This is a genomic window from Paenibacillus sp. WC2504, from assembly GCF_052682475.1.
In genome coordinates this window covers 6,906,120-6,931,450 of record NZ_JBQZFH010000001.1, presented here as the reverse complement: position 1 = coordinate 6,931,450, position 25,331 = coordinate 6,906,120, and the positions used below count along the sequence as shown (strand labels likewise).

Here is a 25,331-nt window from a genome sequence, read left to right as displayed (position 1 = left end):
GGTCTTATCGAAATTAACCTCGATAAGGCCAGCCTTTTCATCTAAGGGGGAAATAATATGACTGCAGAAGATAAAACGAAAATAACCGTTGACATATATGGAAATCAATACAAGTTAAAAGCAGATACAAGCACGAATTACATGAAGCGTGTGGCGGAGTATGTAAATGATCAAATGTTTCGCATCGCCAAGGGCTATCCGCGGTTAGATTCACAAAGAATTGCCGTGCTCGCCGCTGTGAACATGGCCGATGAATGCTTCCGAATGAATGAAATTATGGAAGAGTTGAGCGCGGCGCAGAAAGAGCAAGAGGCGACCAAAGCGGCCTTTGAGAAAGTGAATGTTACATACAATCAATTGAAGCATGATTATGATAAACAGCAAACGTTCCTGAATGAACAAAAAGGGAAATTAGACCAAGCTCAAGCACAAAAAGAGCAGCTCCAGCAGGAAGTGCAGAAGAGCAAACAAGAGCAGGAGCTAGTCAAGCAGCAATTGCTGCAGCAGCAAGAGCAAGTGAAGCAACAGCAAGAGCAAATGAAGCAGCAGCAAGAGCAAACGAAGCAACAGCAAGACCAAGCCAAACAACAGCAAGACCAGGCTAAGCAGGTACATGAACAAGTCAAACAACAGCTCGAACAAGAAAAAAAGCAAGCTGCCCAAACGCGACTGCTGCTTGATCAGGAAAAACAGCAGCATCAACAAGCGAAAAAGCAAATTGAACAAGGTAAACAGCAGCAGGAGCAGCTGAGACAGCAATTGCAGCAGGTTAAAAAGGAACAGGATCAAGCTAAACAGATTCACGAACAAATCAAACAGCAGCTGGATCAGGAGAAAAAACAACGAATGCAAGATCAGCAGCTGCTTGAACAGGAGAAACAGCAGCATTTGCAAGTCGTCAAGCAGCTTGAACAAGGCAAACAAGAACAAGAGCAAGAACAAGAACAGCTAATCCAGCAGTTGCAGCAAGTTAAAGAGGAGCAAGTTAAAGCCAAGCAGCTTAGCGAGCAAAACACGCAACAACTTAAACAACAACTGGAACAAGAGAAAAAACAGGTTACGGAAGCACAGCAGCTGCTTGAACAGGAAAAGCAGCGGTACTTAGATCTACAACAGCAGTTCGAACAAACTAAACAAATACAAGAACAAATGGAACAACAATTACAACAAGCTGGCCAACAGCATGAGGAAGTCACAAGTATTCAGGAGCAACTCAAACAACAGCTTGAACAAGAGAAGCAGCAGCACTTCCAAGCCAAACAGCAGATCGAACAAGGGAAAGAACAACAAGAGCAGCTGAAACATCAATTGCAGCAAGCCAAACAGCAGCAATTAGAAATGCAACAACAACTGGATCAAAATAAACAAATTCAAAAGCAATTGGAACAACAATTACAACAAGTCAGTCGGCAGAACGAAAAAGTCACACTTATTCAAGAGCAAATCAAACAACAGCTTGAACAAGAGAACCAACAGTACTTGCTAGCCAAACAGCAAATCGAACAAGGCAAGCAGCAACAAGAGCAGCTGAAGCAGCAATTGCAGCAGATCCAGCACGAGAAATTAGAGTTGCAGCAAGAGTTGGAAGAAGAGAAAAGTCAGACTACGAAAGTAGAGCAAAAATTTGAGCAAGAAAAAGAAGCGCTTGTTCAACAATATTTGCAAGAAAAAGCTGACTTTGTAGCAGATTTCCAAAACCAACAAACAAACATCGTACAACAGTATGAAGGCCAGAAATCTACCATTATTCAGCATTACCAGGCTCAAATTAAGACGATCATTCAGCAGCAACAGCAAGAAAGAACGTTGTTGAACACCTATTTGGAAGAAGAAAAAGAACGCATTCAAGAACAATACAACAGTGACAAAGAAGTATTGCTGAACCAGAGTTTAAATGACGATGCCTTGCAACAGGAATTACAGCAGATTAAAAAAGAATACAGTGAACTGCGCGAGGAGTACGCTAAACTTCAAAATGAGTATAATGAATGGATTGAATTAGCTGAAACAGACAGCCCGGCCAGGTAATCCTTGAGATGCTGAACAAACTGGATTATTTCTTATTGGCTATAGTTGCTTTGGGATTGTTGATTGGTTACTTTAGAGGGTTCATTGCTCAAATTGTATCCATCTCCGGGTTTGTGCTCGCTTATTTAGTAGCCTTTTATTTTTACAAGGATTTTGCACCGGTGCTTCGAAATGCAATCTCACTGCCTACGTATCAAAGTTATCAGAAATACGAATTTATCGTGAAAGGCCTCAATCTGGATACCTATATCTCGAATGCAATCGCCTTTGCCATCTTGTTTTTTGGTGTGAAATTCGCATTGGTCTTCATCGGAAGAGCATTAAATATTTTAGCTAAAACGCCGGGATTGAATGTCATTAATCGTTGGAGCGGGGCGTTGCTGGGCTTAGCTGAAGCACTTTTAATTGTCATTATCGCCGTAAATGTGATCACGATCATTCCATCGGATGGACTTCAAAAGTTGCTTTCGAGCTCAGCCGTAGCTCCTTATCTGATTAATGAATTACCCAATATCGCCGGTAAACTGCAAGAGCTCTGGAAACAGGGGATCCCCATATGAAAGCTGCCGATTTCTATTTTTTATAGAAAAAGGCGGCTTTTTATTATTTCCGAAACAACAAAAAAGCCTTACCGCGTTTGCCGCGATAAAGCTTTTAACATGTAGTCATTCAACAATTAATGTTGTTTTCATATTGGCGTGGCCGCTTCCGCACATGATGGAGCATGTAATAGGAAATGAACCCGTTTTATCCGGTGTAAAAGTAAAAGTTTTGTTGCTGTTATCAAGTTTAACGTTGAATTCTTTGATCGACGCGCCGTGAATACCTTGTGAGTTATCAAGCGTAATCGTTACAGGCTCGCCTTTTTTTACGCGATATTCCGTCTGATCAAATTTGAAGTTCGTTGCTTTCAGAGTTACGTTCTGACCACCAGCCGCTTGTGTTGCTGCAGCAGGAGAAGTCGTTTCTGCCGGCTTGGACGCTTTACTTCCACAAGCAGTGATTGCGATAACTATAGCAACTCCCATTAAAAGAACGAGTAGTTTTTTCATAAATACCCTCCAACGACAAAATGTATTTGTTTTCCTTTCAATTGTACATCACCGATTTAGAAAAAACAGTGACAAACTAGTGAAAGCGTTCGGATGGGTTTGCGTAAAAGGAAAAGATCGGCCCGGCGATTGGTACGCAGCAGACCGATCTTTTTGGGGCTTTATCATGGCTATCAGGACTACAAACTGATACAGTTATCGACGATCTTCTCTTCCTGTGATCCCTTGTTCGAAGGGGGTTTTCACAGGAATGAACAAGTCGATGATCCCAATGACTAAAGCGGCTAAAATCGCACCTATGATGCTCGTTGAAACATTGCTTACGACGAACTGGGCGGCCCAGATGACCAGAGCGCTCACCAGAAAGCCTACAATTCCTCTGCCAAAAGGAGTGATTTGTTTGCCAAAAATCCCTTCAATGATCCATGCGGCAATGGCAATGACCAATGCAAGGAAAAACGCGCTCCAGAATCCGCCGACTTGAAATCCTGGCACTAACCAACTTACAAACATTAATACCAAAGCAGATACAATAAACCTGACCAGATGTCCTAGAAGATGCATTCAAGAACCTCCTTTTTTCTACGATGAGACAACCGTGCGCTCATGGCTAGAAAAGATGTTTTTGTTGAATTTTGCTTGGTGTGTTTGACATGTACTTCGATTCCTTGGCAGAAGGAATAGGTGCACAAATTAGTGTATCCAACTTTTGAACAGATTATGGCAGGCAGCATCTTCCATATAACAATTGTCTCCGTAGCTAATCATACGCAAAATGGTTTATAATATAGGATAGAAATGAGGTTGGGACAGTTGAATCAGAAAATTATTAAAACATTGGAATATGCGAAAATTTTACATAAACTAGCTCATCACGCGGCTACCTCTCTCGGGAAGGACGCTGTCCAGCATCTTGAACCGATCGGGGATTTTGAACTCGTTAAGCTGCGGCTGCAAGCAACCGATGAAGCGGTAAATGTAGAACGTCTGAAGGGTAACGCGCCGTTCGGCGGGATACGGGATATTCGTTCCTCCTTGCACCGTGCCAGAATTGGCGGGATGCTGAATTCGGCCGAATTGCTGGATATATCGACGACGATGTTTGGTACCCGCAGGTTGAAACGATTTATACTGGCTGTCCACGAGGAGTATTCGATTCCGATGCTCAAGGGGCAGGTTGAATTGCTTACTGAGAATAAATCATTGGAAGATAAGATTAATAGCTGTATTGATGAGAATGCCGTTGTTGTCGATAGCGCAAGCATTGAATTAGGTCGTGTGCGCAGTGAGCTGCGTACGGGCGAGAGCAGAGTGCGCGAACGTTTAGAGCAAATGCTCCGCAATTCATCGATACAAAAGATGCTTCAGGATGTCTTGATCACGATCCGAAACGATCGTTACGTGATTCCGGTCAAATCCGAATATCGTTCTAACTTCGGCGGGATGGTACATGATCAATCGGCTTCGGGAGCGACTCTATACATTGAACCTGACGCTATTGTTCAGCTGAATAATAAGATTCGCGAGCTTAAATTCAAGGAAGAAGCGGAAATTGAGAAAATTTTGCGCGCCTTAACTGCTCTTGTGGCTGAACAAGTTGATGTCCTTGTTTATGATGTAGATCAGTTGGCTGAGCTTGACTTTACGTTTGCCAAAGCGGGTCTGGCCAGAGAACTTAAAGCGACGATGCCAAGGTTGAATGACCGCGGCTTTATCAAGATCAAGCGCGGGCGTCATCCGCTTATCGCGGCGGATATCGTTGTTCCGCTTGATTTGGAGTTAGGGAATGATTTTACGCAAATTATTGTGACCGGACCGAATACAGGGGGAAAAACAGTCTCTCTCAAAACGGTAGGTTTATTAAGTTTGATGGCGATGTCCGGTTTGTTTGTACCTGCGGAAGAAGGCAGTCAATTATGTGTATTCGATGCGATTTATGCCGATATTGGGGATGAACAGAGCATCGAACAGAATCTAAGTACTTTTTCGAGTCATATGACAAATATCATCAGCATATTACGGGATATGACGCCTAAGAGCTTAGTGCTGCTGGATGAGCTTGGAGCAGGTACGGATCCTGCCGAAGGCTCTGCGCTGGCCATCTCGATTCTTGATTATATTCACCAAATAGGCTGCCGAATTATTGCAACGACCCACTACTCGGAGCTTAAGGCTTACGCGTACCAAACGCGAGGCACGATAAACGCGAGCATGGAATTTGATATCCAAACATTAAGTCCAACTTATCGTTTGCTTGTAGGGGTTCCAGGGCGAAGCAACGCGTTTGCGATTGCGGAACGGTTGGGCTTGTCGCGCCGAATTATTGAGCATGCGCGCACCCAGGTCGGCGAAGAGGAGAAACGCGTAGAGTCGATGATCGCGTCACTCGAAGAGAACCGCTTAATCGCGGAAGCGGAGCGTGAGAGCGCCGAGAGGCTGCGGCGCGAGGCGGAAGAGATGCGCCGCACACTAGAGGCGCAGCAGCAGAAGTTCGACGAGCAGCGCGACAAGCTGCTCGAGAAAGCCGAACGCGACGCGCGTGAAGCTGTCGCCAAGGCACGCCGCGAGGCGGACGAAGTGATCGCCGACCTGCGGCGCATGGCGCAAGAAGAAGCCGGTGGGGTCAAAGACCACCGGCTGGTTGAAGCGAAGCGCCGCCTCGATCAGGCGGCGCCTGAACTGCGCGAGAAGCAAGTTCGCGCAGCAAAGAAGCGGCCTGAGAGAATCGAGGCCGGCGATGAAGTGCGTGTCGTGAGCCTGGGTCAGAAGGGTCACGTGGTCGAAATCGTTAGCGCTACGGAAGCAACCGTGCAGCTGGGGATTATGAAAATGAAGGTGGAGATAGCCAACCTTGAGAAAATCGGCAGTACGGCTCAGAAGAAGCCGGCTCATCAGGTGGCGACCACCGTCAAACGAACAAGGGATGACAGCATTCGTATGGAATTGGATATGCGAGGGCTGAACATGGAGGAAGCGTTAATTGAGGCAGATCGCTTCCTGGATGAATCGTTCCTTGGCAATCTGGGGCAAGTATATCTGATTCACGGCAAAGGAACAGGCGTGCTGCGCACAGGCATGCAGGAGTATCTGCGCCGCCACAAACACGTGAAAAGTTACCGTATGGGGAACTACAATGAAGGCGGAGCCGGAGTGACCGTTGTGGAATTGAAATAACTTTTAAAAATATTTTCAACTTTTTGAAACTCATTCTTTGGGATTGCGTATTTAATGTGTGTAAGCACCGGTGATTAGAAAACAAAACGCAATACCAATTATAAAATAAATAAGGATTAACCTTAGGAGGAATTCAAAATGGGTATTTTTAAAAGATTACGTGATATGACTATGGCTTCGATCAATGATTTGCTGGACAAAGCAGAAGACCCAGTCAAAATGTTAAATCAGTTTTTGCGTGACATGGAAGAAGACATTCTAGAAGCGGAATCCGCAGTAGCTAAGCAAATCGCGATCGAGAAGAAATTCAAGCTTCAATTCGAAGAAGCGGAAGAAATGGTTACCAAACGTACTGAGCAAGCGATGAGAGCTCTTGAAGCCGGCAATGAAGATTTGGCCCGCCGTGCGCTTGAAGACAAGAAAGAGCAGCAAGTTCGCTTCGATGAGTTGAAACGCCAATATGATCTTGCCAAAACAAATGCGGATCAGCTTCGCGGCCAGTTGACGGAAATGAAAGACGAGTTCAACAAAATGAAAAACAAGAAAGATTTGTTGATTGCCCGTGCTGAAACAGCAAAAGCGCAAAAACAAATCAATCAAGCGATGTCCGGATTCGGTACAGACAACGCAGCCAAAGGCTTTGACCGCATGAGCGAGAAAGTCCTCCAAATGGAAGCTGAAGCGCAAGCAAGCGGCGAGATTCGTGCTAAAAACCGCAGCTTGGATGATGAGCTAGAAGGACTTGGCTCCAGCAAAAGCGGCATCGATGATGAATTGGCCGCTATGAAAGCAAAGCTTGCTGAAAAAAAACAATCTTAATGATATACTAATAGTACCTGCGAGAGACTGAGCCAAACTCAGTCTCTTCTACCGTATATAGGGATTTTTAAATCAACGTTTAAACTCTCTACGTGGAAGGAAGGCAGGAGACGAAATGAATGAAGAGGTGGATGTGTTGCTGAGTAATCCGTATTTATCGACGCTTGCATTTTTTGCAGTAGCTGTCATCGCGCTTGTGGTATTTTTAACAATTTTCGAAATGGTCACGAAGTATGATGACTGGGCAGAGATCAAAAAGGGCAATCTCTCTGTGGCAATGGCGACAGGCGGGAAAATTTTTGGGATTTGCAACTTGTTCCGGTTTTCCATTTTGAATAATGACACGATGATTCACTCTCTCATTTGGGCAGGCTACGGATTCTTGCTGTTGCTAGCAGCCTACTTCATTTTTGAGTTTTTAACGCCTTATTTTAAAATTGATGAAGAAATCAAAAAAGATAACCGCGCTGTAGGGTTCTTGTCTTTGACGCTATCTGTCTCCCTATCTTACGTAGTAGGCGCATGCGTAACCTAGAATCATACATAGTCTTGGAGGCTTGAACATGAAATACCTGTGGGGCACCTTGTTTGCTATTGCATTTGTGTTTATGGCGGCAGGGATTTATTATTTAATGAAATTTGCTTGAATGCAATAGATGGAGGATTACGTCATGAGTGCGAATGAAGAAGTGGTTTGTCCTTGGTGCCAAACAGAGATCGTTTGGGATCCTGAGATTGGACCGGAGGATGAATGTCCGCATTGTTTTAACGAGTTGAATGATTATCGCAGTATTGATTTGAAAGTGAAATTAACGGGTCAACCGCTCCGTTTTCAAGATCAGGAGTTTCCTGATGCGGATGAGGATTTGTCTCTGGCATGGGATGACTCGGATGAACCGCTTGATAAATATGGAGAAAAGGTACAGCACATCACAGATGAGCAGGAAGAAGCGCCGGAATGCTCGAACTGTCATGAACTGCTTCTGCTGGCCGGGAATGAAATTGTAAACGAGACTTCCTTCACACCAACCATTCCAAAAACGCTGGGCAGTGCGTTCCTGACGGCGCCGTTCACGATGAATGTGTATGTATGTCCGTCCTGTTTTAAAGTTGAAAAAGTGTTGTCCGATACAGATCGACTATTGATGGTTGAACGCATTAAATTGGAGTAAAAAGGAAACCGAGTCCTCATGGATTCGGTTTTTTTATATGGAAAACCTCATATTTTCACCCGAATGGGGAAGCTTAACTAGAACTATTTCGTATCCGCGGGGAAAGGTGAGGAATTATGCACAAGGATCAGAGTATGCAGCGAATGCATCTAGGTAAAGGCAAAGAACGACAGAAGGGCAATTATTTCGAAGAACGCGATCAACAACCTGCTCAGCCTAACAACTCGGCCAAAAAAGGGCGATTGGATGCACAAGCGATTCTCCTGCTTATCGTTCATACGTTATTTGGGAGCGCAAACGCACTGTCAGGAACTTTTGTTGGGGTCTACTTGTGGAAAGCCAAAAATGACTACGCTTTAATTGGCTGGTTCACGTTAGCAACTCATTTGACGATGGCGATCACCTTCTGGTTAGCAGGGAAATGGGTGAAGGAACACAATAAAATGAACTGCTTGCGCATCGGCGTAGCTATTTCGGCCGTATTTTATATGCTGGTTCTGTGGTTGGGAGCGAACAGCTTTCAATATTTTGTGTGGCTGGGCATCGTGCAAGGAATTTCAGCAGGGTTGTTCTGGGTTGCTTTTAACGTTGTTTATTTCGAAGTAACGGACCCTGACAATCGGGATCGGTTTAACGGTTCGGTCGGGTTGCTTGGGGCTGGAGCGGGCATCATTGCGCCATGGATTTCAGGCTTATTGATTGTGAGTTTGGGCGATATCAAGGGTTATCGATTAATCTTTTCAATTTCGCTCGGCATCTTTCTGCTGGGCGTAGTGATTAGCTTTTTTTTGAAAAAGAGAAAAGTGCAAGGTACCTACGAATGGATGTTTCCTATTCGAAGCCTTAGGAAAGCGGAAACGCCTTGGAAGCGCGTCAGTTTGGCATTGGTCTTTCAGGGGGTTAGAGAAGGCGTCTTCGGTTTCATGATCGCTCTGCTTGTTTATATTTCCACATCAAGTGAAGCGAGTCTGGGGAACTTTGTGTTGATTACGTCAGCGGTTTCTTTAGTTAGCTTCTGGGCGGCGGGTCGGTTTATAAAGCCAAGGTTTCGGAAGGTTAGCATGTTTATCGGTGCAGCTATGGTGGTAGCGATCATTCTTCCTTTTTTCTGGAAAATGGGTTACAGCACTTTGCTTGTTTTTGGATTGGGATCAGCGCTTTTCTTTCCCATGTACTCCGTACCGATGGTATCGGCCGTATTTGATTTGATTGGTTCTACGGAAGAAAGCGCCAGGCAAAGAGAGGAGTATATCGTGCTTCGTGAGCTTGCTTTAAATGTTGGCAGGGTCTGCGGGGTGCTGCTGTTTATTTGCGTAATATCATGGAGCAAGGCGCCACTTGTCATTAATGTGCTTTTATTAATCATCGGCAGTTCTCCGCTTTTCAGCTGGTATTTTATGAAAAAGCAGTTATCTGTAATTAAAACTTGACATCTTTGCGGCTTCCCGATAAAAATGTGGATAGTGTTGGTTAATGGAAGAGGAGGGGGCAACCCTTGACACATAAAAAAATGGTGAACAGCATCACAGAGTTAATTGGCGATACGCCGGCTGTCCGAATTCAACGGTTGGTTGAACCTGGCGATGCAGAGTTGTATGTCAAACTTGAATATTTTAATCCAAGCGGCAGTGTAAAGGATCGGGCGGCTTTTAATTTAATCGAGCAGGCGGAGAAAAATGGACTGCTTAGCCCGGGCGCCACGATCATTGAACCGACGAGCGGCAATACAGGCATTGGCCTCGCTATGAATGCAGCGGCCAAAGGGTACAAAGCCATTCTCATCATGCCGGATAATATGTCGAAGGAACGGATTAACCTGCTCAAGGCTTATGGCGCAGAGGTCGTTCTAACTCCTGCCGCACTGCGGATGCCAGGAGCTATCGCCAAAGCACAGGAGCTGAGGGATCAAATCCCGAACAGCTACATCCCTCAGCAATTCGAGAATCCGGCGAATCCGAGCATTCACCGCGTTACGACCGCCCCTGAGATTCTGGAGCAGATGGAAGGGCGTCTGGATGCTTTCGTTGCTACTTCAGGCACCGGAGGAACCATCACCGGAACGGGCGAGGTGCTCCGTGAGAAGCTGCCGAACATCCAGATTTATGTCGTGGAGCCCAAGGGATCTCCTGTGTTATCCGGAGGAAGCCCAGGGCCTCATAAGCTGGTTGGCACGAGCCCTGGCTTTGTACCGTCTATTTTGAATACGAACATTTATGATCAGATTGTGCAAGTGACGGATGAGGATGCCATCGGCACGATGAAGGACTTGGCTAGTAAAGAAGGCATTCTCGTAGGACCATCCGCAGGTGCCTCGGTCTGGACAGGACTGCAGGTCGCCCGTAAGCTTGGAGCGGGGAAAAGGGTGCTTTGTATCGCGCCGGATACCGGTGAACGATATTTAAGTATGGATCTATTTTGATTAAAAGATAGGTTATGAGTACGGCTGCTGGACTAAAATGTCCGGAAGTCGTATTTTTTTGTAAATTAAGAAAAAATATTGAATAAATATTCATTATTGAGTATAATTATAGAAGTAACAAAGCGAAGGCAGAGAGGTGGATTTACCTTGAAATTAGCTTATATTAATGGACATCCCAAAAATGATCAACTTTATGATTTTATACAGACATATACAAACGAATGCATAACAACCGGTACTCAGAACCAAGTGAACTGGAATCAACTGGAGTCTCAGAATGTGATTTCTGTGTATGACGAAAATACGCTTGTCGGGATTGGCTGTATGGATGGGGAACCGAGTATCCATGTACGGCCTACGTATGAACACCGTGAAATTGAACATACCGTTGCTAAATTGCTGAAAGCTGGCATCTAGTTGGTTGTATAAATAATAAGCTGCCTGGTTCAGGCGGCTTTTTGTTGTTCATATGCAGGAAAATTCATTTATACACAAATTATCTGAAAATTTGATGAGCGGAGTAATTGAATTAGGACAGCAATTCATTGTAAGATTAAAGGATGAATGAATACGATCACAGAAAGGTTGGTTAACCATGGATGCTTTGAAGCTTAAAATTCTCGAATTACTGAAAGAAGACGCCCGCCGGAGTGCGGAACTCATCGCCACAATGTTAGGAACGGCGGAGGACGAGGTGGCGCGAGCGATAAGCGAGATGGAAGCGGATAAGGTCATCGTCAAGTACGCGACAGTTGTCAACTGGAGCAAGGTAGATGACGAAAAGGTTACCGCCCTGATTGAAGTGCAAATTACGCCTGAACGCGGACGCGGGTTCGACGCTATTGCGGAACGGATCTACTTATATCCAGAGGTCAAATCTGTATATCTCATGTCTGGCGCTTATGATTTGCTTGTCGAGGTTGAAGGCAATTCGCTTAAACAAGTCGCTTCTTTTGTATCTAACAAGCTATCGCCAATTGATCGCGTGCTATCAACCAAAACGAATTTTATCTTGAAAAAATACAAACAAGACGGCATCATTTTCGAGGATCAGGCTGATGATCATCGGATGCTTGTCTCTCCGTAAGGAAGAGGTAACGCCATGATCAAAAATGAGACAATCGTAGAGCCGAACGAAGTGAAATCAATGCAGGGCTACCTTGCTCCTGCCGTTCGTGAAATGAAACCTTCAGGTATTCGGAAGTTCTTTGATCTAGTAAGCAACAGCAAGGATGATATTATTTCCCTTGGTGTGGGGGAACCGGATTTCTCAACCCCATGGCACGTTCGTGAAGCAGCCGTTTACTCTTTAGAGCGCGGCAGAACGAAATATACGCCAAACTCAGGGATTCCTGAGCTTCGCGAAGCGATTGCGGATTATTTGTACAACTCATTTAAAGTGAAATATGAGCCGTCGAATGAAGTCCTTGTGACCGTCGGAGGCAGTGAGGCCATTGACTTGGCATTGCGCGCTTTGATTACGCCGGGGGATGAGATTCTGATTCCAGAACCTTGCTACATCTCGTATTCGCCTATTACGAGTATTAGCGGCGGCGTTCCAGTCGGAATCGAAACATTCGCGAAAGATCAGTTCAAGCTGACTGAGAAGGCGCTTCGTGATGCCATTACGCCACGCTCCAAGATTTTAATTCTATGTTACCCAAGCAATCCTACTGGCGGCATTATGACTTATGAGGACTGGCTGCCGATTGCCAAAGTCGTGGAAGAGAACGATCTAATTGTCATTTCGGATGAAATTTATGCGGAGTTGACTTATGGGCAGAAGCATGTAAGTTTTGCAGCTGTTCCAGGGATGAAAGACCGGACGATTCTAGTCAGCGGCTTCTCCAAAGCTTTTGCGATGACGGGTTGGAGAATGGGATACGCCTGCGGTCACCGAGAGTTGATCTCAGCTATGACCAAAATTCATCAGTATACGGTGATGTGCGCACCTGTGATGGGTCAAGTGGCTGCACATGAGGCTTTGACGAATGGTTTGGAAGAGAAAGACCGCATGATAGAGTCTTACAATCAACGCAGGCGTCTGGTCGTCAAAGGATTCCGCGATATTGGACTTGAGTGTCACGAACCGCAGGGGGCTTTCTATGCCTTCCCAAGTGTTATAGCTACAGGACTCACTTCAGATGAATTTGCCCAACGGCTGTTATTCGAAGCTAAGGTGGCTGCCGTACCGGGTGATGTGTTTGGTTTAGGTGGGGAAGGTTTCTTACGCTGCTCTTATGCCTATAGTGTTTCTCAACTGAATGAAGCTTTAGAGAGAATCGGAAAATTTCTTAGAAATTTGTGATTCAATACGAAAAATATATGTTAATTATTCATGAAAACTGGTATTCTTGTAGTAAGGAGGGATGAGCATGGCTTTCATGGAATACCAACTATCAACCTATCGAAAACATCTGCAAATCAATGAACAAGATTTCGAACAACGTTGGTTGACTAAGCGTGCTAAGAAACGTAACTCCCTAAACTTATTAGAAGAAGAGATTCATTCTCTGCGACGCAGGTTAGAACAGATGGTTCTGGACGGGGAAGAAATGACATCCGAATCTGTCGTAGAACTCAGTACGATACTTGATCTCAAAATAAATGAATATATGAATAATTGGAAGAAAAGTCGGTGAAAACCGACTTTTCTCGCGACTATCGATATATATAGACCGTATACGGAGGTACTCTTACATCATGAAATTGAAATTGCTAATGGTAATGCTGGTGTCGGCACTTATGGTGATGCTTGCGGGTTGCGGAGGACCGAAACCGGATGTTTCTATCTTTGTCATGGGTCAAAATGGTTTCCCAAGTGATGCCGGCGAGAAGCTGGAAGCTTCATTAAAATCAAAGATCGGCGAGGCACCTACCGTCAAGCTGAATACATCTCCCATTTTCTCCATGGAAAAAATGATTGTTGAATTGGCGGCAGGTGGAAACGGTATCTTTATCTTGGCGGATGACCAATTTAAAGGTTTAAGCAATCAAGCAGGATTCGTCTCTTTGGACGAGACGATTAACCCTTCTGATTATCCGGACGGGGTCATTGAAATTGCGGAAGAGGGCAAGCCTGCCCAAAAGCATCTGTATGGAATTCCGCTTTCAGGCAACAAGTGGATGAAGGAGCAAGGCTTCGAAGGAAAAGGACTTATTGCATTCATTCCTGTCAATGCCCCTAAGCTGGAGGAAGCTAAGCAAGTACTCAAGGTTATTGCACAAAAGTAGCAAGAAGTCTATAATCGACTATTAGATTGATAGTCAAATATGCAGCCATTGGTGCCGGCAACGAATTCACATATGAAATTCGTTGCCGCTTAAAAAGGAAGCCGGTTCAAGTCCGGCGCGGTCCCGCCACTGTAATCCGGAAGTGAAGTATTGCCGGGGAGCCAGGATACCTGCCATGGTGCCGTTACGACATCCTTCGAGGAAAAGGATCGCTTTAAATCAGGAGGCAACGGATTTGTTGCTGAGCACCACGATTTATCGTCCCCTTTGTTCCTTAGGAACAGAGGGGCTTTTTATTTGGGATCTATTGAAATCACAGGTTTCAGAGAGAGGGGTTACACCATGCAAATGAAAAAGAACGGGATAAAGAGGGCGCTTCTCTTATCAGTTGCTTTAGCGACGGCGGTTAGTTTAGCGGCTTGCGGTAAGCAAGAAGCGGAAATTACCAGTCCATCTAAGCTTGGCGGAGAGACAACAACGGCGCCTACGCCATCAGCATCAACGTCTGTGACATCCAAAAAGACAACATACCCGCTGAAAATTAAAGATGCAACGGGGAAAGAATTCACGTTTGACAAGGCACCGGAGCGGATCGCATCGGTTTCTCCCGCAGAAACGGAAGCACTTTTTGCACTTGGATTGGATGATAAGATTGTCGGCGTATCCGATTTCGATGATTATCCGGAAGCAGCGAAGTCAAAGCCCAAATTGGGAAGTATCACGAAGCCGAACCAGGAAGCTTTGATTGCGACTAGCGCGAATATTGTTTTTACAGGTGTCTCGATGAAAGCGGACACGGTTGAAAAACTGCGTGAATCGAACATCAATGTGTTTAAAGTGGAACCAAAGACGCTGGATGATGCTATTGCGAACATTCAAACTTATGGGTTGATTACAGATCGTCAGGAACAAGCTGAGAAAATCGTCTCCAAGATGAAGGCGGATCGCCAGAAGGTTGTCGACGCCGTGAAAGACGTAAAGCAAGAAAATAAGAAAAAAGTATACATAGAATTCAGCCCGGGCTGGACCGTGGGCAGCGGCGAATTCATGGATGAACTGATCAAACTTTCGGGCGGCATTAATGTAGCCGGCGACGGTAAAGGCTGGTACCAAATCAGCGAAGAGAAAATTATCGCACAAAACCCGGCTGTTATTCTCTTTGCGAATGGTGTCGTAGATACCAAAAGCAAAATGTCGCTTGATGAAATTATTCGCACACGAAGCGGCTGGAATGCTATTGAAGCTGTAAAGAACAAACAGGTAATTGGTCTTGACCAGAATCTGCTGAGCCGTCCGGGACCGAGATTGACCGATGGACTGCTGAAAATGGCGAAAGGCATTTATCCTGAACTGGTGAAATAAATGAAAAAGAAACTAATGTTATGGGGAGGAGTAGGGGTTATACTCCTTCTTCTTTCTATTCTGGCAAGTTTATCGCTGGGAACGGCTAATCTGCCAATTCTCCAAATTGCGGGCATCCTAGGGAAGCATATCCCTTGGGCAGGTGATTACATCGACGTCACTTGGCAGCAGTCTGCGGAGCAAATTATAAATAAGGTGCGTTTGCCTCGCGTATTGCTGGGGATTCTCGTAGGGGCCTCTCTTTCCGTTGCAGGAGCTGCTTTCCAGGGCGTGCTGCGCAATCCGCTTGCGGATCCATATGCGCTGGGAGTGTCTTCAGGCGCTTCGGTCGGGGCGGCGTTTTTAATCTATTTTGGCCTGCAGATGGCTTTGTTCGGGCAGTGGTCGGTTCCGATTGTTGCTTTTGTGACGGGACTTATTTCACTTTTCCTCGTGCTTAAGCTAGCTCAGATCGATGGCAAGCTGAAGATGGAGACGCTTATTTTGTCCGGCGTTGTCATGCAGGCTTTTCTTGGCGCAATTGTCTCGTTTATGGTTTCGATTTCCAAGCAGGTCATTAATGAAATTGTTTTTTGGTTAATGGGCAGCTTGGCGATGCGGGGCTGGCCGTACATAACGATTATTTCACCTTATTTAGTCATAGGTTTAGTAATACTGCTTAGTTATGCAAGATCATTGAATTTGCTTGCATTGGGAGAGCGGCAGGCCTCCCATTTGGGAGTAAATGTAGAACGCACGAAGCTGATTGTGCTAATTGTCGCTACATTTATTACGGCGGCAGCTGTCTCTGTAGCAGGTGTTATCGGTTTCGTAGGGCTTATCATTCCGCACTTGGTTCGTCTAATCGTCGGTCCGGACTACCGTCTTATTATTCCTTTATCCGCGATTGGCGGCGGCATTTATGTCTTGTGGGCTGACACGCTCGCTCGTACATTGCTTAGTCCGATGGAGATTCCGCTTGGTGTTATCACAGCGTTTTTGGGTGCGCCATTTTTTGCCTATTTGCTACATAAGGATAAGAAAACGTTAAGAGGTTGAAAAAGATGATTAAAGTGCAGCAGCTTTCCCAAAGCTTTCATGAACGGCCGGTACTTGGAAATATAAGCTTTGAGGTCCAACACGGTGAGTTTTTTGGCATTATTGGGCCAAATGGCAGCGGGAAATCGACGTTACTACGCCTTCTTTCCGGGATTGATCCGGTTAAAAAAGGTTCAGTAGAGCTGAAGGGTCGCCCGACGTCGGCCTATTCACGAAAGGAACTGGCCAGATGGCTGGCGGTTTTGCAGCAAGATGCACTGCCGCCAGTTGGATTCACGATTCGCGAGGTCGTGGAGATGGGCCGTTATCCTTTTCAGAATTGGCTTGGCGAGGATACCGTGGAAGCGGAGCAACTCATCGAAGCGATTATTCGGAAACTGCAGTTGGAACCGCTTGTTGAACGAACGATTGAGCGTCTCAGCGGAGGCGAGAGGCAACGGGTCGCGCTTGCGAAAGTCATGGCTCAGCAGCCGCGATTGCTTATGTTGGATGAGCCTACTACCTTTTTGGATATTGGGTATCAAGTACAGATGATGGATTATATTCGTGAATGGCAACGCGAGTCGCAGTTAACCGTTGTGGCGGTTCTGCATGACTTGAATTTGGCCGCGCAATATTGTACACGGTTAATGGTGATACATAACGGAGAATTGGCAGCGATTGGAACGCCTGATGAAATCATTACAAGCAAATTAATTACAGAGGTCTATGGAACAGAACCTATTGTTCTGCAGCACCCTGCGAACCAAGCACCACAGATTTTATTGCAGCCGGGAAAATAATGAACTTGATAACGGAGGAATGGATGATGAGTAATTTGCAAACGATGATCGATGCTATTGAGCCTATTCATGCAGATGTGGTGAAGCAGGCGAATGATCATTTGAATCAATTGACCAAACCACAGGGGAGCTTAGGCAAACTAGAAGATATTGCGCGACAAGTTGCCGGGATTACCGGTGAAGTGAAGCCGTTGTTTGATAAAAAAGCAGTCATTGTAATGGCTGGCGACCATGGTGTTTGTGAGGAAGGCATTAGCGCGTTCCCAGCGGAAGTCACGCCGCAGATGGTGCTGAACTTCCTTCATGGCGGTGCAGCGGTTAATGTGCTGGCCAGACATGCAGGGGCAGACGTTGTTTGCGTTGATATGGGAGTCAACGCGGATCTGGAGCATCCGAACCTGGTTTCACGCAAGGTGAGAAAAGGATCGCGCAACATGGCGCGCGAAGCGGCGCTTACGTTAGATGAAACCGTACAAGCGATTGAAGCGGGCATCGAGTTAGTGGATGACCTGGCCCAGAAGGGTTATCGTCTTTTTGCGACCGGCGAAATGGGGATCGGCAACACAACGGCTAGCGCAGCGATTCTATGCGCATTGGGCGGTGTGGATGCTGAAATATCCGTAGGCCGCGGAACGGGCATTGACGACGCGAAATGGCTGCATAAGCGGTCGGTTGTCAACAAGGCGCTCCACGTGAACGGACTTCGTCCGGCGAAGGACAACGTGATCAGCACAAGCGGCGATTTCGCGCTTGAAGTGTTGAGCAAGGTCGGTGGATTGGAGATCGCCGGACTGGTTGGCGTGATTCTTGGCGCAGCGAAGAATCGGTGTCCGGTTGTCGTCGACGGCTACATCTCGTCGGCGGCAGCGCTCGTGGCGAGCCGATTAGCCCCGCTAAGCGCGTCCTACATGCTCGCCTCGCACTTATCGCAGGAGCAGGGGCATGCGAAGATGCTCGAGGCTGTAGGCCTCTCTGCGATGCTGCAAATGGATATGCGCCTGGGCGAAGGAACAGGCGCGGTGCTTGTCTTTAACTTAATCGAAGCCGCAGGAAAGATCATGCGAGAGATGGCGACATTCGAAAGCGCAGGCGTGTCACGGGAGTAGACAGCAGGAGAAGGAGGCGAAGGCGCCATGGCGGTTTTGGTAACGGGCGGCGCGCGCAGCGGCAAGAGCTCTTTCGCGGAGAAGCTCGCGATGCATGGCAGCGAGCGGGGAGTCTATATCGCGACCTCCCACATCTACGATGAGGAAATGAGGGAGCGGGTCCGTCTGCACCAGCAGACGAGGATCCGTTCGGGGTATCCATGGGATACCCGGGAGGAGCCGTTTCGGCTGTGCGAGCTCTTGCAGCAGCTGGACGAGAGCGGCGAAGAGGCGGTTGTTCTGGTCGATTGCTTAACACTTTGGTTAAGCAACTGGCTGCTCCAGTATGAAGGTGAGCAGGACGCTTCCACCTTGGTGATGAAGCAGGTTGAGCAACTGGTGAATACAGTGTCAGGTTACCGTGGACGTGGACAGCTCATCATGGTAACGAATGAAGTCGGAGACGGCATTGTGCCGGAATACCCGCTTGGCCGCAGCTTCCGCGATTTGGCCGGAAGAATGAACCAGCGCTTAGCTGAGGTGTGCGAGCAGGTATTCCTGGTAACGGTCGGGATCCCTATTGAGCTGAAAAGCATGGCTTACCGGCTGGATGGATATAAGCAGTCTTAGAGGATGGAATGAATGGTGCGGTGATGATTCATGTGGATTTATTCCTGGCAGGAGATCGTCAGTATGACGGCTGCTGCCATTGTACTAGATTGGCTCATTGGCGATCCGAGATGGCCGACACACCCCGTTATTCTTATCGGGCGTTGGATTCGCTGGATGGAGGGGGTGTTGCGGAGTAAAAATGACTCCCCCTCCAATGAAAAATTCAAAGGAGTACTGCTTACAACTACTACTTTGATAATCAGCACGGGAAGTGTAGTCGTACTCGTGCTAGCCGCCCGTTCGGTTCATGAATGGCTCGGTTACGCCGTCTGTACGTGGTTGATTTCAACGACGATTGCGATCAAGGGACTCAAGGATGCCGCGTATCTCGTGTACAATCCGCTGCGCAAAGGAGAACTTGCCGACGCTCGCAAGTATACGGGTTACATCGTCGGCCGCGATACGGAAGCCTTGGAAGAAGAAGAGCTAACGCGCGCGGTCGTGGAAACCGTGGCGGAGAACATCGTTGACGCGGTGATTTCGCCGCTCTTCTATGCGCTGATCGGCGGAGCGCCGCTCGCTATGCTGTACCGGGCATCGAATACACTGGATTCGATGGTCGGCTACCGAAATGACCGTTACCGTCATTTCGGCTGGGCGTCGGCCCGCTGGGACGACGCCATGAACTGGATCCCGGCCAGGCTGACCGGGATCCTGCTGATCCTCGTCGCCCTGCTGCAGCCGGGCCTCTCGGCGAAGCGCGCAGCGGCGGCGAAACGCCGCTTCGCGCACCTGCACCCCAGCCCGAATAGCGGAATTCCGGAGTCGGCGGTCGCCGGGGCACTCGGAATTGAGCTTGGCGGGCTGAATATCTACGGCGGCGTAGCAAGCGAGCGCGCCCGCCTGGGCTGGCCGCTGCGTCCGCGGACGCAGCAAGATATTGTCTACGCCGTCAGGATGCTTTACGGCGTCAGCTTTGTAGTGATGGGAGGATTGCTGTGCATACTGCTCGTATTGTTCTAGATTGGCTGCGTGCTTGCATCGCAGCCTTTCAATTTCTAACACGTTTGCCGATTCCCGTGCAAATAACCTATACAGACCTTGTCTTTCGGCGCAGTGTGATCTTCTATCCGCTAGCCGGCGGCGTGATAGGTCTCCTGCTGCTTCTCGCGAGTGAAGGTCTAAGTCTGTTCCTTCCTCCACTTCCGGCAGCTGTGCTGCTTCTGGGACTTTGGGTGGTTTTAACAGGCGGGCTGCATCTGGATGGGCTAATGGATACCGCGGACGGTATCCTCAGCCACAGATCGCGCGAGCAAATGCTCGAAATCATGAAGGACAGCCGTGTTGGAGCGATGGGCGTCATTGTTGCCGTCCTTCATCTGCTGCTTAAGTTCGCGCTTCTCTACACGCTGTTGGAGTCCAATCAGTGGGATGGAGCCACTGGGATGAAGGGATACTTGCTGCTGGCGATTGTGCCTATTTGGAGCAGATGGTTTATGACGGCAGCCATTCAGGGGTGGCCATACGCGAGGAAAGAATCGGGCTTAGGCAGTTTTTTTCAGGGAGTAACAAAGTGGCATGTGGCCATCTCGTTAATAGTAGCTCTGTTTACAACTACGCTTTTTGTTTGTTTTAACGATGCAGGTTCGGATACATCCGTATGGCCTATCCCTATTTATTTTGCCTGTGCCACATGGTTGGCAGGATGGCTGATTGCGACTTACATCAGCCGTAAATTAGGGGGGCTGACCGGAGATACCTATGGTGCTTTGAACGAGCTGCTTGAAGCGATTCTCCTGCTTGGCGTCGTTATTTGTGCAACACCATAAAGAAAGGAGTGGAATTCATGTTAGAACGCTACGGACACGGAGGAGATCTCTGGACTGCTGAAGAAGCTTTTGGCCGGCCGAGAGATCAATTTCTTGATTTTAGCTCAAATATGAATCCGTTGGGTCCGCCTCCCGCTATTAGAGGAATCTGGATGGACGCCTGGAGAGACGTCGTGAAGTATCCAGATCCTGCGGTCCGCGAATTACGCCATAAGTTGGCTCAGAAATATAAAATCGAGATGGAGAGCATCTTGGTTGGCAATGGGGCGGCAGAGCTGATTGATTTGACAGCAAGGGTTCTGAAGCCAGCCGTGACGGGGCTTGCAAGGCCGTCATTCAGTGAATATGAGGAAGCGATTCACAAAACGGGCGGCAGGATTTACAATATCCCGCTGCGATCATCCCATCAGTTTGAGTTGCAACAGCCGGATGTGGAAGCCGCATTATCGGCAGTCGATCTCTTTTTCCTGGGCCACCCGAACAATCCGACAGGCCGGCTGCTTCCTCGCCACGTCGTAGAAAGTCTTCTAGAGAGTGGTCGCAGCTGTGTGCTCGATGAGGCGTTCATGGATTTTGTGCCTGATGAGCAGGAACACTCATTCCTTAAGCTGGCTTCAACGAGTCGGAAGCTCGTTGTTATTCGTTCGATGACGAAATTTTATTCGATTCCAGGAATTCGGCTAGGGTTTATGGTGGCGCACCCGGATTTGATTCGGGAAATCAGGCAGCAGCAAGTGCAGTGGAGCGTTAATTATTTGGCTCAGCGCATCGGTACGGCTGTACTTGAGGATGAGGAGTTTGAGCTGGCGAGCCGTCATTGGCTGCAGGATGAGAAGGCGTGGCTCACTGGGCAGCTGCGGCAATTGGGCTTAGATGTAGTGCCTACGGATGTAAACTTTGTATTATTTTCTTTTGCTCCGGAACTGGGCTTAACGATAAAGCAAGCGCAAAAACATATGGGACAAATGGGGATTTTGATTAGAGACGCCTCACTGTTTGAAGGTTTGAACGAACAATATGGCCGAGTCGCTATTCGGCTTCGCGAAGATAATGAGCGGTTGATTGAAGGACTCCGGCAAACAGTGGCAGCTTTGGCACAGAATCGAGGTCGAACGCATGACTGAAGCCGCGACATTAATGATTCAAGGCACAGCTTCGGACGTTGGCAAAAGCATTCTTACGGCAGCATTATGCCGTATTCTCGTTCAGGATGGGTGGCAGACAGCCCCTTTTAAATCACAAAATATGTCGCTTAATTCCTACGTGACCTTTGACGGGAAAGAGATCGGAAGGGCTCAAGGCGTACAAGCGGATGCCTGCCGCATTTTAGCTACAACGGATATGAATCCAATTTTGCTTAAGCCGAAGCAGGATATGGTCGCTCAGGTGATTGTTCACGGCAAGCCATACTCTGATTTAGATGCAAGGACCTATCGGGAATCTTACCTGCCGAAGGCGGAAGCGATTGTCAAAGACGCCTTAGGCCGGCTGCGCAGCGAATATGAGATTGTAGTGCTGGAGGGAGCGGGAAGCCCTGCCGAAGTTAATCTGAAAGATCGCGACATCGTCAACATGCGTTTAGCCGGATGGGCGGATGCTCCTGTGCTTCTCGTCGCTGATATTGATCGCGGTGGTGTCTTTGCATCGATTGTAGGGACGCTGGAGATTTTGACGCCGGAAGAACGAGATCGTGTGAAGGGCTTTATTATCAACAAGTTCCGTGGGGATGTCAGTCTGCTGAAACCGGGATTGGATTGGTTGGAGGAAAAGACAGGGAAACCTGTGTTAGGCGTGATCCCCTATTTGCCGCAGCTGGGCATTGAGGATGAAGATTCCGCTTCTTTGGATTCCAAACGCATGCAGAAAAGGGCTCAAAGCACGCCTGAGAAATCAAAGGATCAACTGGACGTTGCTGTGATTCGCTTACCTCGTCTATCTAATTTTACGGATTTTGATCCGCTCCAGGAGGAAAAGGATGTTCATTTCAGATACATTACCCATGTCTCCGATTGGGGGAGTCCCGACGTTGTCTTGCTCCCGGGAAGCAAAAATACGATGGATGATCTGCGGCATTTGAACGAGTCGGGCTTGGCGGCGCGCATCAAAGCGTTTGCGTTATCCGAAAAGGGATGGGTCGCCGGCATTTGTGCGGGTTATCAGATGCTTGGTGTTAGGCTGCTTGATCCGCAGGGTTATGAATCCGATCATCCTGAGCTTGAGGGGATTGGGCTTTTGCCGACAGAGACCGTGTTTACCCCGGACAAACGTACGGTTCAAGTGAAGGGTAGTTCGTCGCTTTTTGCAGATGATGCTGATGCCAGCCGGATGTTTGAAATTGATGGGTATGAAATCCATATGGGGCGAACACGGTTTTTGGAAGATGTCGTCATGCCTTTTCAAATTAGAGCGTATACCAATGATGAGGCCATCGCCTCGGATAATGTGTTGCACGGAGACGGAGCAGCTGTGGAACAGGGACGTATTTGGGGGACTTATGTGCATGGCATTTTGCATAATGATGATTTTCGGAGAGCGTGGTTAAACCGGATTCGCAAAATGAAAGGGCTCACGCCTGTTAACGGGGGCTTGCTCTTCAAAGAACGCAGAGAGGCCGCGTTTGATAGGCTGGCTGACCATGTTAGAAGTCACTTGGATATGCAGCGCGTTTATGAGATGATGAAGGTATCACAGCCTTGTCAAAGGGAGGACGTCAAAGAATGAAAATTTATACTCGCACCGGGGATGCCGGACAGACAGGCGTAATTGGCGGTCGTGTGGATAAAGACGATGCTCGTGTTGAAGCATACGGTACGACGGATGAATTGAATTGTTATGTGGGCCAGGCAATGAGTTTTATGGACCCGGCCAAATATCCGGATCTCTTGCCGGATTTGCTCCAGGTGCAGCATGAGCTGTTTGATTGCGGGTCGGATCTTGCGCTCTTGAAGCAGGATCTGCGCCCATACAAAGTTACTGCAGCAATGGTGGATGCGCTTGAGGCGTGGATCGATAAATACGATGCGGAAACGCCGGATATTACACGATTTATCTTGCCAGGCGGCGGAAGCGTGTCCTCTACGCTGCATGTATGCCGCACGGTTTGCCGCAGAGCGGAACGCAGGGTCGTCACGCTCGCACGCACACAGGAAATTAATCCGGAAGTACGCAGGTACTTGAACCGGCTGTCTGATTTGTTCTTTACGATTGCCCGCACAGCGAACCATCGCGAAGGGATTGCTGATGTGGAGTATGTACGCAGCGCCGAGGTGTTTAGACGTAAATCATGAGCTATTATGAACCGCTAGTATATATGGTGCCGCCTGAGGAGGAAGGTTTTATTCTGAAGACGGTGCTGCAAAAAAGATTGATGGTCTCACGCAAGCTGCTGTCCCGCATTAAATTGACGGAGCAAGGCATTACCGTGAATGGCGTCAGGCAGTACATTAATATTAAGGTGAAAGCAGGAGACCGTGTAGAGATCCGTATGGAGGAGGAAGCGTCCGAGGATATTTTGCCGCAAGACCTTCCTCTACATATTCTTCATGAAGATGAGCATCTGCTGATTCTGGCCAAAGACGCAGGGATCATCGTGCATCCCACACATGGACATTACGTGAATACGATTGCTAACGGCGTTGTGTATCACTGGCAGCAGGCTGGCATTACATGCCGTTTCCGCCCTGTGCATCGGCTGGATCAAGAAACATCCGGTGTATTGGCAATCGCTAAAACGCCATATGTGCACCAGCAAATATCCGAGCAGATGATTCAGCATCAGGTGAAGAAGGAATATTTGGCCTTTGTTTGGGGGCGTTTTGAGGAAGCGAAAGGAACGATTAATGAGCCTATCGACCGCGATCCCGAGCAACCGCATGTCCGTATCGTCACTCCGGAAGGTTACTCGGCTGTCACCCATTATGAAGTCGTGGAACAATATGCGCAGGCTGCTTTAGTTCGTATCTGGCTTGAGACCGGGAGAACGCACCAAATTCGCGTGCATATGCGGCACTTAGGTCACCCGTTAATCGGGGACAAAATGTATATATTGCCCGAATTTGAGACGAGCCCGGCAGCTGAAGAGGCTGGCAAGCGGCTGAACCGGCAGGCACTGCATGCTTTTAGGCTCGGCTTTGTTCATCCTGGGACAAGGGAATGGACGGAATTTAACGCTCCGCTTCCTGCAGATTTAGCCGGTTTACAAGCGTGGTTACAAAAAAATGACTAGTTTTACAAAAACCATCCAAATTTTAGGGTGGTTTTTGTTTGGAATAACTTGACTTTCCAATTAAATTAGCCCAAAATTTTAATTAATTATGGATTAGCTTCCCACATACATAAAGGAGTCCTTACATCATGAGAGTAAAAGTATATGGTTATGATAAATGCGGCACGTGCCGAGCAGCCCTGAAATGGTTAAAAGCGCATGACGTCGAAATCACGGAGAATGTTCCATTATTCGAGACGCCTCCTTCTGCGGGCGAGTTGTCCAAGCTGTTAAGTGACAGCGGGCTTGGCATCAAGAAGTTTTTTAACACCTCTGGTGAAGTGTACAAAGAAATGAATTTGAAAGATAAGCTCCCGGGCATGACGCAAGAGCAAATGTTGGAACTATTAGCTTCAAACGGCAGATTGATTAAACGCCCGATTGTGACAGATGGTGAGAAGGTTACGGTTGGCTTTAAGGAAGCTGAATTTGAGGAAGCATGGGCATGGGGGTGAAGTGAG

Annotated in this window: 27 protein-coding genes and 1 riboswitch; of the genes, 25 read left to right on the top strand and 2 right to left on the bottom strand. The window is 47.6% G+C overall.

Annotated features, from left to right (window positions below; genetic code table 11):
* The first annotated feature begins 57 nt into the window (after positions 1–57).
* Together ACUN27_RS31325 and ACUN27_RS31320 are read left to right on the top strand one after the other, a co-directional pair.
* Positions 58–2,028, top strand: a complete 1,971-nt coding sequence (locus ACUN27_RS31325) for a hypothetical protein (RefSeq protein WP_445560208.1) — start codon at positions 58–60, stop codon at positions 2,026–2,028.
* Between the two features lie 8 nt (positions 2,029–2,036).
* Positions 2,037–2,588: a CvpA family protein gene (locus ACUN27_RS31320; protein WP_315953321.1), complete on the top strand. Its 552-nt coding sequence runs from the start codon at positions 2,037–2,039 to the stop codon at positions 2,586–2,588.
* A 105-nt stretch (positions 2,589–2,693) separates the two neighbouring features.
* Here the strand turns inward: ACUN27_RS31320 and ACUN27_RS31315 are convergent, their stop codons facing one another.
* Both ACUN27_RS31315 and ACUN27_RS31310 read right to left on the bottom strand, forming a co-directional pair.
* Complete coding sequence (locus ACUN27_RS31315) at positions 2,694–3,080, bottom strand: cupredoxin domain-containing protein (RefSeq protein WP_315953322.1); 387 nt, start codon at positions 3,078–3,080, stop codon at positions 2,694–2,696.
* A 195-nt stretch (positions 3,081–3,275) separates the two neighbouring features.
* Positions 3,276–3,644 carry a phage holin family protein gene (locus ACUN27_RS31310; protein ID WP_127457319.1) on the bottom strand — a complete coding sequence of 123 codons (369 nt, stop codon included), beginning with the start codon at positions 3,642–3,644 and terminating at the stop codon, positions 3,276–3,278.
* A 249-nt stretch (positions 3,645–3,893) separates the two neighbouring features.
* Here ACUN27_RS31310 and ACUN27_RS31305 point away from each other — a divergent pair, with 249 nt between their 5' ends.
* The 23 genes from ACUN27_RS31305 to ACUN27_RS31195 all read left to right on the top strand — a co-directional run bounded on the left by ACUN27_RS31305 (position 3,894) and on the right by ACUN27_RS31195 (position 25,325).
* The gene (locus tag ACUN27_RS31305; RefSeq protein WP_445560207.1) at positions 3,894–6,254 is read left to right on the top strand and encodes an endonuclease MutS2; all 2,361 of its coding nucleotides are present in this window, start codon (positions 3,894–3,896) and stop codon (positions 6,252–6,254) included.
* Between the two features lie 138 nt (positions 6,255–6,392).
* On the top strand, positions 6,393–7,073 hold the full coding sequence (locus tag ACUN27_RS31300) for a PspA/IM30 family protein (protein WP_315953324.1): 681 nt from the start codon (positions 6,393–6,395) through the stop codon (positions 7,071–7,073).
* Positions 7,074–7,188: 115 nt separating this feature from the next.
* Positions 7,189–7,608, top strand: a complete 420-nt coding sequence (locus ACUN27_RS31295) for a DUF350 domain-containing protein (protein WP_127457316.1) — start codon at positions 7,189–7,191, stop codon at positions 7,606–7,608.
* Positions 7,609–7,744: 136 nt separating this feature from the next.
* The gene (locus tag ACUN27_RS31290) at positions 7,745–8,245 is read left to right on the top strand and encodes a hypothetical protein (RefSeq protein WP_445560206.1); all 501 of its coding nucleotides are present in this window, start codon (positions 7,745–7,747) and stop codon (positions 8,243–8,245) included.
* A 116-nt stretch (positions 8,246–8,361) separates the two neighbouring features.
* Positions 8,362–9,675 (top strand): MFS transporter, encoded by a 1,314-nt coding sequence (locus tag ACUN27_RS31285; protein ID WP_445560205.1) that lies wholly within the window; start codon positions 8,362–8,364, stop codon positions 9,673–9,675.
* Positions 9,676–9,755: 80 nt separating this feature from the next.
* Positions 9,756–10,664 (top strand): cysteine synthase A, encoded by a 909-nt coding sequence (cysK, locus tag ACUN27_RS31280; RefSeq protein WP_315953448.1) that lies wholly within the window; start codon positions 9,756–9,758, stop codon positions 10,662–10,664.
* A 147-nt stretch (positions 10,665–10,811) separates the two neighbouring features.
* Positions 10,812–11,081, top strand: a complete 270-nt coding sequence (locus tag ACUN27_RS31275) for a hypothetical protein (RefSeq protein ID WP_315953327.1) — start codon at positions 10,812–10,814, stop codon at positions 11,079–11,081.
* Between the two features lie 178 nt (positions 11,082–11,259).
* Positions 11,260–11,751, top strand: a complete 492-nt coding sequence (locus ACUN27_RS31270) for an Lrp/AsnC family transcriptional regulator (protein WP_315953328.1) — start codon at positions 11,260–11,262, stop codon at positions 11,749–11,751.
* A 15-nt stretch (positions 11,752–11,766) separates the two neighbouring features.
* Positions 11,767–12,972, top strand: coding sequence for an aminotransferase class I/II-fold pyridoxal phosphate-dependent enzyme (locus tag ACUN27_RS31265; RefSeq protein WP_445560204.1), 1,206 nt, complete (start codon positions 11,767–11,769; stop codon positions 12,970–12,972).
* Between the two features lie 67 nt (positions 12,973–13,039).
* Positions 13,040–13,306: an aspartyl-phosphate phosphatase Spo0E family protein gene (locus tag ACUN27_RS31260; RefSeq protein WP_127457311.1), complete on the top strand. Its 267-nt coding sequence runs from the start codon at positions 13,040–13,042 to the stop codon at positions 13,304–13,306.
* Between the two features lie 61 nt (positions 13,307–13,367).
* Positions 13,368–13,898 (top strand): hypothetical protein, encoded by a 531-nt coding sequence (locus ACUN27_RS31255; protein ID WP_315953330.1) that lies wholly within the window; start codon positions 13,368–13,370, stop codon positions 13,896–13,898.
* Positions 13,899–13,929: 31 nt separating this feature from the next.
* Positions 13,930–14,090: riboswitch (cobalamin riboswitch) on the top strand.
* Positions 14,091–14,240: 150 nt separating this feature from the next.
* Positions 14,241–15,260, top strand: a complete 1,020-nt coding sequence (locus tag ACUN27_RS31250; RefSeq protein ID WP_445560203.1) for an ABC transporter substrate-binding protein — start codon at positions 14,241–14,243, stop codon at positions 15,258–15,260.
* Entirely contained in the window at positions 15,261–16,298 is a 1,038-nt protein-coding gene (locus tag ACUN27_RS31245) for a FecCD family ABC transporter permease (RefSeq protein ID WP_445560202.1), read from the top strand. It begins immediately after the preceding gene.
* 5 nt (positions 16,299–16,303) lie between these two features.
* The gene (locus ACUN27_RS31240; RefSeq protein WP_445560201.1) at positions 16,304–17,080 is read left to right on the top strand and encodes a heme ABC transporter ATP-binding protein; all 777 of its coding nucleotides are present in this window, start codon (positions 16,304–16,306) and stop codon (positions 17,078–17,080) included.
* 26 nt (positions 17,081–17,106) lie between these two features.
* Positions 17,107–18,186, top strand: coding sequence for a nicotinate-nucleotide--dimethylbenzimidazole phosphoribosyltransferase (cobT, locus tag ACUN27_RS31235; RefSeq protein ID WP_445560200.1), 1,080 nt, complete (start codon positions 17,107–17,109; stop codon positions 18,184–18,186).
* 27 nt (positions 18,187–18,213) lie between these two features.
* Complete coding sequence (cobU, locus tag ACUN27_RS31230; RefSeq protein ID WP_315953335.1) at positions 18,214–18,795, top strand: bifunctional adenosylcobinamide kinase/adenosylcobinamide-phosphate guanylyltransferase; 582 nt, start codon at positions 18,214–18,216, stop codon at positions 18,793–18,795.
* A 30-nt stretch (positions 18,796–18,825) separates the two neighbouring features.
* Positions 18,826–19,800 carry an adenosylcobinamide-phosphate synthase CbiB gene (gene cbiB / locus ACUN27_RS31225; RefSeq protein ID WP_445560199.1) on the top strand — a complete coding sequence of 325 codons (975 nt, stop codon included), beginning with the start codon at positions 18,826–18,828 and terminating at the stop codon, positions 19,798–19,800.
* Complete coding sequence (cobS, locus tag ACUN27_RS31220; RefSeq protein WP_445560198.1) at positions 19,776–20,606, top strand: adenosylcobinamide-GDP ribazoletransferase; 831 nt, start codon at positions 19,776–19,778, stop codon at positions 20,604–20,606. The genes cbiB and cobS overlap by 25 nt, the downstream gene beginning before the upstream one ends.
* A gap of 17 nt (positions 20,607–20,623) precedes the next feature.
* Complete coding sequence (gene cobD / locus ACUN27_RS31215; protein ID WP_445560197.1) at positions 20,624–21,730, top strand: threonine-phosphate decarboxylase CobD; 1,107 nt, start codon at positions 20,624–20,626, stop codon at positions 21,728–21,730.
* Entirely contained in the window at positions 21,723–23,327 is a 1,605-nt protein-coding gene (locus tag ACUN27_RS31210) for a cobyric acid synthase (RefSeq protein WP_445560196.1), read from the top strand. Before cobD ends, ACUN27_RS31210 begins: the two co-directional genes overlap by 8 nt.
* The gene (locus ACUN27_RS31205) at positions 23,324–23,893 is read left to right on the top strand and encodes a cob(I)yrinic acid a,c-diamide adenosyltransferase (RefSeq protein WP_445560195.1); all 570 of its coding nucleotides are present in this window, start codon (positions 23,324–23,326) and stop codon (positions 23,891–23,893) included. Before ACUN27_RS31210 ends, ACUN27_RS31205 begins: the two co-directional genes overlap by 4 nt.
* Complete coding sequence (locus tag ACUN27_RS31200) at positions 23,890–24,831, top strand: RluA family pseudouridine synthase (protein WP_326063544.1); 942 nt, start codon at positions 23,890–23,892, stop codon at positions 24,829–24,831. The genes ACUN27_RS31205 and ACUN27_RS31200 overlap by 4 nt, the downstream gene beginning before the upstream one ends.
* A 125-nt stretch (positions 24,832–24,956) precedes the next feature.
* Positions 24,957–25,325, top strand: a complete 369-nt coding sequence (locus ACUN27_RS31195; protein WP_445560683.1) for an arsenate reductase family protein — start codon at positions 24,957–24,959, stop codon at positions 25,323–25,325.
* Positions 25,326–25,331: the final 6 nt, after the last annotated feature.